This is a genomic window from Streptomyces sp. ISL-94 (genome assembly GCF_018614075.1).
Taxonomy (GTDB): Bacteria; Actinomycetota; Actinomycetes; order Streptomycetales; family Streptomycetaceae; genus Streptomyces.
In genome coordinates, this window is sequence record NZ_JAGGOZ010000029.1 from 117235 (window position 1) to 126521 (window position 9287).

Annotated in this window: 7 protein-coding genes and 2 pseudogenes; 4 read left to right on the forward strand and 5 right to left on the reverse strand. The window is 71.8% G+C overall.

Annotated features, from left to right (window positions below; all coding sequences use genetic code 11):
* Positions 1 to 149: 149 nt before the first annotated feature.
* Complete coding sequence (locus J7E94_RS11905) at positions 150 to 980, forward strand: class I SAM-dependent methyltransferase (RefSeq protein WP_215014771.1); 831 nt, start codon at positions 150 to 152, stop codon at positions 978 to 980.
* Between the two features lie 22 nt (positions 981 to 1002).
* On the opposite strand, the gene J7E94_RS11910 is transcribed toward J7E94_RS11905, so the two are convergent.
* Positions 1003 to 1962: a LysR family transcriptional regulator gene (locus tag J7E94_RS11910; RefSeq protein ID WP_215014773.1), complete on the reverse strand. Its 960-nt coding sequence runs from the start codon at positions 1960 to 1962 to the stop codon at positions 1003 to 1005.
* A 181-nt stretch (positions 1963 to 2143) separates the two neighbouring features.
* Between J7E94_RS11910 and J7E94_RS11915 the strand changes: the two genes are divergently transcribed.
* Entirely contained in the window at positions 2144 to 5620 is a 3477-nt protein-coding gene (locus J7E94_RS11915; RefSeq protein WP_215014865.1) for a M28 family peptidase, read from the forward strand.
* A gap of 53 nt (positions 5621 to 5673) precedes the next feature.
* Positions 5674 to 5838 (forward strand): annotated as a pseudogene (locus tag J7E94_RS11920) (formate dehydrogenase accessory sulfurtransferase FdhD); the annotation flags it as partial.
* A 70-nt stretch (positions 5839 to 5908) separates the two neighbouring features.
* On the opposite strand, the gene J7E94_RS11925 reads toward J7E94_RS11920, so the two are convergent.
* Complete coding sequence (locus J7E94_RS11925) at positions 5909 to 6196, reverse strand: hypothetical protein (protein ID WP_215014775.1); 288 nt, start codon at positions 6194 to 6196, stop codon at positions 5909 to 5911.
* A 126-nt stretch (positions 6197 to 6322) separates the two neighbouring features.
* On the opposite strand from J7E94_RS11925, the gene J7E94_RS11930 reads away from it, so the two are divergent.
* Positions 6323 to 6715 (forward strand): PleD family two-component system response regulator, encoded by a 393-nt coding sequence (locus tag J7E94_RS11930; RefSeq protein WP_215014778.1) that lies wholly within the window; start codon positions 6323 to 6325, stop codon positions 6713 to 6715.
* A 220-nt stretch (positions 6716 to 6935) separates the two neighbouring features.
* Here the strand turns inward: J7E94_RS11930 and J7E94_RS11935 are convergent, their stop codons facing one another.
* The 3 genes and pseudogenes from J7E94_RS11935 to J7E94_RS11945 form a co-directional block, all read right to left on the reverse strand.
* Positions 6936 to 7346 carry a rodlin gene (locus J7E94_RS11935; RefSeq protein ID WP_215014867.1) on the reverse strand — a complete coding sequence of 137 codons (411 nt, stop codon included), beginning with the start codon at positions 7344 to 7346 and terminating at the stop codon, positions 6936 to 6938.
* Positions 7347 to 7458: 112 nt separating this feature from the next.
* Positions 7459 to 8169 (reverse strand): class I SAM-dependent methyltransferase, encoded by a 711-nt coding sequence (locus tag J7E94_RS11940; RefSeq protein WP_215014780.1) that lies wholly within the window; start codon positions 8167 to 8169, stop codon positions 7459 to 7461.
* A gap of 71 nt (positions 8170 to 8240) precedes the next feature.
* Positions 8241 to 9172: pseudogene (locus J7E94_RS11945) on the reverse strand (serine hydrolase domain-containing protein); the annotation flags it as partial.
* Between the last annotated feature and the right edge of the window lie 115 nt (positions 9173 to 9287).

The window sequence follows — 9287 nt, forward strand, 5'->3', positions numbered from 1 at the left end:
ACCTTTCCGGCCACAGCGCTAGGGGCGCAGGTCCGGCCGACAGGCCGGGCCGACAGACCGAGCCGACAGACCGAGCCGACAGGCTGGGCCGCCGAAAGATACTTATGCTCGGAGAAAGGGGCTGCTCAGGCCCCCGGAGGGCGGCTGTCATGACCGAGCCGAGCGAAGCGGTCCAGGCGGACCGCGCCCTGAAGGCCAAGCACCGCACGATGTGGGCGCTGGGCGACTACCCGTCGGTCGTCTCCCACATCATCCCGGAGCTGGGCGCCCTGCTGGTCCGCGAGTGCGGGGTGCGGCAGGGCGACCGCGTGCTCGACATCGCGGCGGGCTCCGGCAACGCGGCCATTCCGGCCGCCCTGGCCGGGGCCGACGTGGTGGCGTCCGACCTCACCCCCGAGCTGCTGGAGGTCGGGCGGCACCTGGCCGCCGTACGGGGTGCCCGGCTGGACTGGCGGGAGGCCGACGCGGAAGCGCTGCCCTTCGCGGACGGCGAGTTCGACATCGTGATGTCGTGCGTCGGCGTCATGTTCGCGCCCCACCACCAGACCGCCGCCGACGAACTGCTGCGCGTCTGCCGCTCCGGGGGCACGGTCGGGCTGGTCAACTGGACTCCGCAGGGCTTCATCGGCCGGATGTTCGCCACGATGAAGCCGTACGCGCCCCCGCCGCCGCCCGGGGCGCAGCCGCCGCCGCTGTGGGGGGACGAGGAGCACGTCCACGAACTGCTCGGCGACCGCGTCACCGATGTCGATGCCCGCCGGCAGACCGTCCGCGTGGACCGCTTCGCGCAGCCCGAGGACTTCCGCGAGTTCTTCAAGGCCTGCTACGGGCCGACCATCGCCGTGTACCGGAGCCTCGGCGACGACTCAGAGCGCGCCGCCGCCCTGGACGCCGAGCTCGACGCCCTCGCCCGCGACCACCTGCGGGACGGCGCCATGGAGTGGGAGTACCTGCTGCTCACCGCCCACCGTCAGGACTGAGGCGGCGTCCGCCGTCAAACGGTCAGTCCGCCGCCGGGTGGGCCTCCGGGTGGGCGTCCCACCAGGCTTTGTGGAAGGCGTTGTTGTCCACGTTGGCGAGGTAGGCGCGGGCGGCGGCGCGGTAGAGCAGCCGCGCCTGCCCGGCCGAGACCGCGGAGCGGTTCCAGGCGAGCCGGATGCGGCCGGTGATGGGCGCGCCGATGATCGGACGCATCACCGTGCCTTCTGCCGGCGGGGCCGTCGGCTGGCTCAGCGAGATCGCGCGGCCCGCGGCGATCAGGTCGTAGTGCATCTTGCGGTCGGTGATGCGGTAGCGCAGTGACGGGCTGAACCCGGCCTTCGCGCAGGCGCCGACGAGTGCCTCGGGGCCGCCGTCGTCGTCCTCCACCAGCGTCATCCACGACTCGTCGGCCAGGTCGGCGAGGTCGATGCGGTCCAGCGCCGCCAGGGGGTGCTTCGCCGACAGCCTTATGCAGAACGGCTCCTTCGACACCAGCGTGCGCGCGTGGGCCCCTTGGGGGAGCGGCACCTCGTGGTCGTTGACCTCGCCGTAGACGATGGCGTCGTACTGTCCGGCGCCGAGCATCCGGGCGAGCGCGGTGACCGAATCCTCCAGGTCCACGGTGATCTCCTGACCGGACATGGACTGGTCGGTCTGGGCGAGCAGTCCGTCGAGCAGGACCAGGAGGATGCAGCCCAGCCGCAGCGGGGTTCCGGTGGAAATGGCGCGCGCCTCCGCGCCGAGGGCGTCCATCTCGCTGAGTACGCGGCGCGCCTTGGCGAGTACGAACTGGCCGAGCGCCGTGGGTTCCACCCCGCTCCTGCCCCGGACGAACAGTTCGCCGCCCGTGACCCGCTCGATGCGGCGCAGCTGGGCGGAGAGCGCGGGCTGGGACACTCCGAGCCGCCGCGCCGCGCCCCCCAGGCTGCCCGCCTCCGCTATCCGGCAGACGGCCTGCAGGTGCCTCAACTCCAGCTGCATCCGGGCAGCGTACGCAGCGCGCCGCCACCGCACCATAACGCGGGCCTTATGCCTGCCGAGATGTCCCATTCTCGTCATGTCCACGCTCATACTCGGCCGCGAACGAACACTCACTCCCCCCAACCCCCCACGATCGGAGTGGACGTTGCAGCCCACCAGATGGACGGCGGCCGTGGCAGCGATGGCGCTGACCGCGAGCCTCGCCGGAGCCCTGGCCGGGACGGCATCGGCGGCGCAGCAGGCGCAGCCCGCACCGTTCCCGAAGGACACCCCGGCCGCGCGTGCGGTCGCGGCAGCCGACCAGGCCGTCAACAGCGGTCTCGACTCCCTGGTCAACTCCTCGCAGGAGCGGTACGAACGACGCCTGGTCACCCCCTGGCTGAAGGACCTCTACTCGGTGGCGTACGAGCGCAGCTACCGCGGCCTGCCGGTCGTCGGCGGCGACGCGGTCGTGCTCGCGGACGGCGAGGGCAGGGTACGCGCCCTGCAGTCCGCCTCCTCCGTGCGGATCGATGTGGCCACCCGGCCCTCGGTCGCCGCGAAGGACGCCGAGTCCGCCTCGCGGGCGAAGCTGGCCGCGGTCGACAAGGTCGAGAGCAGCCGGCTCGTCGTGCGGCTCAAGGACGACAAGCCGGTCCTGGCCTGGGAGACCCTCCTTTCCGGCCGCACCAGCACCGCGCCCAGCAAGCTCCACGTCTTCGTCGACGCCCGCACCGGCGCGTTCCTGGACAGCTACGACGACGTGGTCGCCGGCAGCGGCAACAGCAAGTGGAACGGGCCCGGCCCGCTCACCATCGACACCACCAACTCGGGCTCCACGTACACGCTGCGCGACCCGAACCGGACCGGCCTGAGCTGTGCGGACTACAGCAGCGGCACGGTCTTCACGAAGTCCTCCGACTCCTGGGGCACCGGCAACCCCACGAGCAAGGAGACCGGCTGTGTGGACCTGATGTTCGCCGCGCAGAAGCAGTGGGACATGCTCGGCCAGTGGCTGGGCCGCAACGGCGTCAGCGGCAACGGCCGCAGCTTCCCGGGCAAGGTCGGGCTGAACGACCTGAACGCCTACTGGGACGGCAGCTCGGTCACCATCGGACACAACAGCGCCAACGAGTGGATCGCCGGCGTGGACGTGGTCGCCCACGAGTACGGGCACGCCATCGACAGCAACACCCCCGGCGGCACCAGCGGCCAGGAGGCCGGGCTGGGCGAGGCCACCGGTGACATCTTCGGCGCGCTGACCGAGGCGTACGTCAACGAGCCGTCCCCCTACGACACCCCGGACTACACGGTCGGCGAGGTCATCAACCTCCAGGGCAAGGGTCCGATCCGCAACATGTACAACCCGCCGGCCGTCAACAACGACCCGGCCTGCTACAGCTCCGCGATACCCGGCACCGAGGTGCACAAGGCCGCAGGACCGCTGAACCACTGGTTCTACCTGCTGGCCGAGGGCAGCAACCCGGGCGGCGGCAAGCCGAGCAGCCCCACCTGCAACCAGTCCACGGTGACCGGTGTGGGCGTCCAGAACGCCGGCAAGATCTTCTACGGGGGAATGCTGCTCAAGACGAGCAGCATGTCGTACAAGAAGTACCGGACGGCGACGCTCAGTTCCGCGAAGTCGCTGGACACGACCTGCGACCTCTTCAACAAGACCAAGGCCGCCTGGGACGCCATCACCGTGCCCGCCCAGTCCGGTGACCCGACGTGTACGCCGAGCGGGCAGAACAACGACTTCTCGATGGCGCTGAACCCGTCCTCGGGCACCGTCCAGCAGGGCGCCTCGGTCTCCACCACCGTGGCCACGACCGTCACCACCGGAGTCGCCCAGTCGGTGACGCTGAGCGCCACCGGGCTGCCCGCCGGGGTGAGCGCCTCCTTCAACCCGGCCACCGTGCAGTCCGGCCAGTCCTCCACACTGACGCTGACCGCCACCGCGAACGCGGCGCCCGGCGCCTCCACCGTCGTCGTCAAGGGGCAGGGCACGACCCTCTCCCACACCGTCGACTACGCGCTGAACATCGGCGGGACCCAGCCCGGCAACGACCCGCCGGACATCAGCGTCGCCAACATCCAGGCGCACTTGGCCCAGTTCAACACCATCGCCTCGCAGAACGGCGGCAACCGCCGGGCGGGCAGCGCCGGCTACACCCAGTCGCTGGCGTACGTGAAGGGCAAGCTGCAGGCCGCCGGCTACACCGTGACCGAGCAGAACTGCTCCTCCTGCACCTACCCGTCGAACAACCTGATCGCCGACTGGCCGGGCGGCCCCGCCGACCAGACCGTGATGTTCGGCGCGCACCTCGACAGCGTCTCGGCCGGCCCCGGCATCAACGACAACGGCTCGGGCTCCGCGACCCTGCTGGAGAACGCCCTCGTCCTCGCCCAGAAGAACCCCACCATGACCAAGCACGTCCGCTTCGCCTGGTGGACGGACGAGGAGCAGGGCCTCAACGGCTCGGAGTTCTACGTCGGGCGGCTCAGCAGCGCCGAGAAGGCCGCCGTCAAGGGCTACTACAACTTCGACATGGTCGGCTCCCCCAACGGCGGCTACTTCATCAACAACCTCAACTCCGCCACCGCCGCCCCGCTGAAGGCGTACTGGACCTCGCTGAACCTCGCGCCCGAGGAGAACACCGAGGGCCAGGGCCGCAGTGACGACTACTCCTTCCAGCAGGGCGGCATCCCCACCTCCGGCTACGCGGCCGGCGCCAGCGCCCGCAAGACCTCGGCGCAGGCGGCCAAGTGGGGCGGCACCGCGAACGCCGCCTACGACGCCTGCTACCACAGCTCCTGCGACACAACGAACAACATCAGCGCCACGGTCCTGGACCGCAGCGCGGACGGTGTCGCCTACGCCGTCTGGAAGCAGGCCGTCGGCGGTGAGACGCCCGCACAGGACTTCTCCCTCGGCGTCAGCCCGTCCGCGGGCACCGCGGCCCCCGGCGGCTCCACCTCCGCCACCGTCAACACCGCCACCGTCAGCGGCGCCGCCCAGACCGTGGCCCTGTCCGTCTCCGGCGCGCCGGCCGGCGTGACCGCCACCCTCAGCCCGGCCTCCGTCCAGTCCGGCAGCTCCTCCACGCTCTCCGTGCAGGTGGGCGCGAGCACCGTGCCGGGCACCTACACCCTGACGGTCACCGGCTCCGGGACCGTCAGCCACACCACCACCTACACGCTGACCGTCAGCGGCGGTGGCGGCAGCTGCACCCCGCGCCAGCTCGTGGCGAACGGCGGTTTCGAGAACGGCTCCAGCCCGTGGAGCACCACGGCGGGCGTCATCACCAACCAGTCCGGCCAGGTCGCGCACGGCGGCAGCTACATGGCATGGCTGAACGGCTACGGATCGGCCCACACCGACAGCGCCTCGCAGTCGCTGGCCATCCCGACGGGCTGCTCCTCGTACCAGCTCGCCTTCTTCCTCCACATCGACACGGACGAGACGGAGAACGTCGTCTACGACCGCTTCACCGTCTCGGTGGGCGGCGAGACCCTGGCGAACCTCTCCAACCTGGACGCGAACACCGGCTACACGCAGAAGACGTACGACCTGTCCCGGTTCGCCGGACAGACCGTCACCCTGAAGTTCAACGGTACGGAGGACCAGTCCCTGCAGACCTCCTTCGTCGTGGACGACGTCACGGTCCAGGTGAGCTGAGGCTCCCCCGGACACCGGAAGGCCCGGCCCGGCTCCCGCTCCGCGGGGGCTGGGCCGGGCCGCGTGTCCTGGCGGCCGTTTCCGCCCCGTCCTCGCCGGCCGTCGACCTGGCCGCCGAGGCGGGCCTGACCCTGGTCGGGTTCCTGCGCGGCGACTCCATGAACGTGTACGCGGGCGGGCAGCGCATCACCCCGGCGGCCTCGGCCCTCCCGGGGTGAGGCGGCCCGCCGCACGCGGCACGGCGGCTGGGCCCGGACCGGCGGGGAGTGCCCCCTGCGCCGGCGGGCCCTACTGCCGCCGCGGCGTTCCCTTCCCGGGCTCGGGGGCGACGAGGGCCGTCAGCCCCGGGTCCAGCTCGGCGCCGTCGATGAGCAGCTTCTCGACCGTGCGGGTGGCCGGGTCGATGTCGGCCTCCATGCCCTCCCCGGTGTAGCGGGGGTAGCCGGAGACGCCCGTTTCGCCGGTGGCCTCGACCACGGCCGACCGCAGGGGGTGGTCCGGCCGGGGAGCGCCGGTCCGGTTCTTGACGTGCTCGGGCACCAGCAGGATCTCGAAGCGCTGTGGGTCGGTGGTCATGCCCCGACGCTGACACCGTCACTCCCGGCGTGCAACAGCCCGTAGGCTCTGTGAGCACCGCGGCGGGAAAAAGTCACGAGGTCGGCTCTGTGACCGGATGAAGAAGGACACAGGACACAGGACACCATGAGCATCGACTTCCCGGACCGGATCCTCCTCGTGGCGAAGGACCGCACGCTCCGGCCCCTCCTCGAGCGGCTCCTCGTGGGCCGGGGCTTCGACGTGGTCGACGGCGGCAGCGGGGTGGACACCGTGGCCCTGCTGGAGAGCGCCGGCCCCATCGCCCTGGTGGTCTGCGAGCGCACCGGGCCGGGCCTGGACGAGGTGGCGCTGTTCGACGAGGTCCGCCGGCACCCCGATCACGGCCGGGTACCGATCCTGGCCCTGCCGCCCGCCGACCCGGAGTGCACGGTCCGCGCGCTGGAGGCCGGGGTGAGCGACTGTCTGGCCAAGCCCTTCCACCCCACCGAGTTCCTGACCCGCGTCGAGCGGCTGGCCTGCGGCCGGGCGGAGCGGTAGCCCCGGGCGCGCACCAGGCGGCCGGCATGCCGAAGAGCCTCCCGTCGTCCACTGGGACGGGAGGCTCTGTGACGTGAAAGCCGGTGCCCGATCCGCCGGCCTCGCGGCTGGCGTCGCACGCCTGCGGAAGGGACGGATCCGTGGATCCGGGTAAAACAAGCCGGGGCCCCGTGGGCACTCGCGCAGGCGTCCGAGGCCCCGGCTCGCGGAGGGAACAGACTCAGCTGCCGGCCGAGAGGTTGCCCGACAGGACCGGGATGTTGTCCAGGATGTGCGAGAGAGCCTCGTCGCCCTTGGCCTGGGTGGAGTTCTCGGTGCACTGCTGGTTCTGCGGGTTGGACAGGATCGGGATGTCCTGGACACCGATGTTGATCAGGCCGACAACGGACTGCACGTTGCCCTTGACAGGCAGCCCGATGCAGGGCTTGTTCAGCGTGCCCTGGATCAGGCCGAGCTGGGGGCTCAGGTCGCCGTGGGTCTTCTGGTTGCCGTAGATCTGCTGGGAACCGTTGCCGTTGACGGTGGTGACGCCGTTGTCGTTCCCGATGGCCATGGCCGGGGCGGCAACGGCGGCACCCGCACCGAGGATGGAGGCGGTGGCGGCGGCGGTGGCCATCATCTTCTTGATCATCATTGGTCTTTCTGTTGCACGAGTGCACGGTGGTCAGCGCCTTGATCAACGCCCGGATGCCCGCCAGGTTCCGCCGCTTCACCCGATCAGCCCTGCGCGCGGACCGCCAGGCTCAGCTCCACCACGTAGTGCTCGTCCACCCGTCCGGGAACCGGTCCATGAGGAGGGCGCGTTCCTCGGCGAGGAAGGCGTCCGTGCCGGGTTCGCCGATGAGGAACAGGGAGTGCGTGGACAGCTTCGCCAGATGCGTGTCGACCGGGACCCGGCGCGACCACGGCAGGCGGCGGATGGTGAAGCGGAGCCCGTCCTGCGAGCGGGCCCGCTCGTTGATGTACCAGCCCGGGCCGAACCGCCGCTCGATGCGCGCCTGCTGGTCCGCGATCCAGCCGACGGAGACGTCCGGATCGTTCGACCAGACCGCCAGCGCCCCGCCCGGGCGCAGGACCCGCAACGCCTCGGGAACGGAGCGGGCGGGGTCGGTCCAGTGCCAGGACTGCGCGTACGTCAGAAGGTCCATGCCGCCGGAGGCGAGGGGCAGTCGGTTGCCGTCCCCGCGCACGAGCGGCGTCCGCGGATTGCGCCGCCGGAACTCCGCGGCCATGCCCTCCCCCGGCTCCACCGCGACCACGCGGGCCCCGCGCGCCTCCAGCTGGGCGGTGGCGATTCCGGTGCCCGCCCCCACATCGGCCACCCGCGCCCCGGTCAGCGGGAAGCCGGCCAGTTCCGCCAGGGCGGCGAACAGCGAGTCGGGGTAGGAGGGGCGGTGGGCGGCGTACCGCGCGGCGGCGGAACCGAACGAACGAGCGCGGGAGTCGGTCGTCATACCGCCCATCATGCCGGGGACCCGGGATGCGCGGGAGTGGGCCTCCGGCGCTGCACACGGCTGGTGTGCGGTCAGCGCGCGGACGCGTAGGTCCAGAACTCCCGCATGATGTCGGGCGGCGTCGGACCGCTCATCTGCCGCTGGGTGAGGAGGACGGTGACCGCGCCGGCGGCGGGGACCACGTGGGCGGTGGTGCCGGTGCCGCCGGTCCAGCCGTAGCGGCCCGGTACGTTCCAGGGGTCGGTGCGGGCGACGTCGACCGAGCCGCCGAATCCCCAGCCCTGTCCCTCCAGGAAGAGCGCGCCCTCCTCGCGCTGCGCCGCGGTGAGGTGGTCGGTGGTCATCTGCCGTACGGATTCCGGCGCGAGCAGCCGCCCGCCCTCGTAAGCGCCCTCCGCGAGCAGCATCCGGCCGAACGCGAGCAGGTCGTCGGCGGTGGAGACCAGCCCGCCCGCTCCGGAGGGGAACACGGGCAGGGCGCTCCACTGGCCTTCGGGCGCGTCGACGAGCTCCAGGGCTCCGCCGTCCTGGGCCTCGGCCGCCCGGTAGTAGCTGGTGAAGCGGTGGCGCTGGGTCGGCGGTGCGGCGAACCCGGTGTCCCGCATCCCGAGCGGCTCGAAGACGCGCTCGGCCAGCAGGTCCGGCAGGGTCCGTCCGGCGGCGCGGGCGAGGAGGACTCCGAGGATGTCGGAGCAGGTGTTGTACAGCCAGGCCCGGCCCGGCTGGTGGAGGAGCGGGATACGGGCCAGGGCCGCCATCCACGCGTCGGGCGCCGCGACCAGCGCGGGCTGGGGCGGGCCCTGCTTCAGCTCGCTGAACAGCGGGCCCACGGCGGGCAGCGAGAAGTCGGAGGGGAAGCCGTACCCTGCCCGGAAGGTGAGGAGGTTCTGACGGTGATCGGGCGGTCGCCCGGAACCACGTCGTCGACGGCTGCGGACGGGGTGCGGACGACCATCGGCGCGGCGAGTTCCGGCAGCCGGCGTGCCACCGGGGAGTCTAGTGCTGTGACCGGAAAGGTTCACCGGGTCGCGACGCTCCCCCAGCTACCTCCCCCAGACTCCGTCCGGGGGGACCCCCACGGAGGTGCCCCCAAGCACGGCACCTCGCCGCGTTGTCGG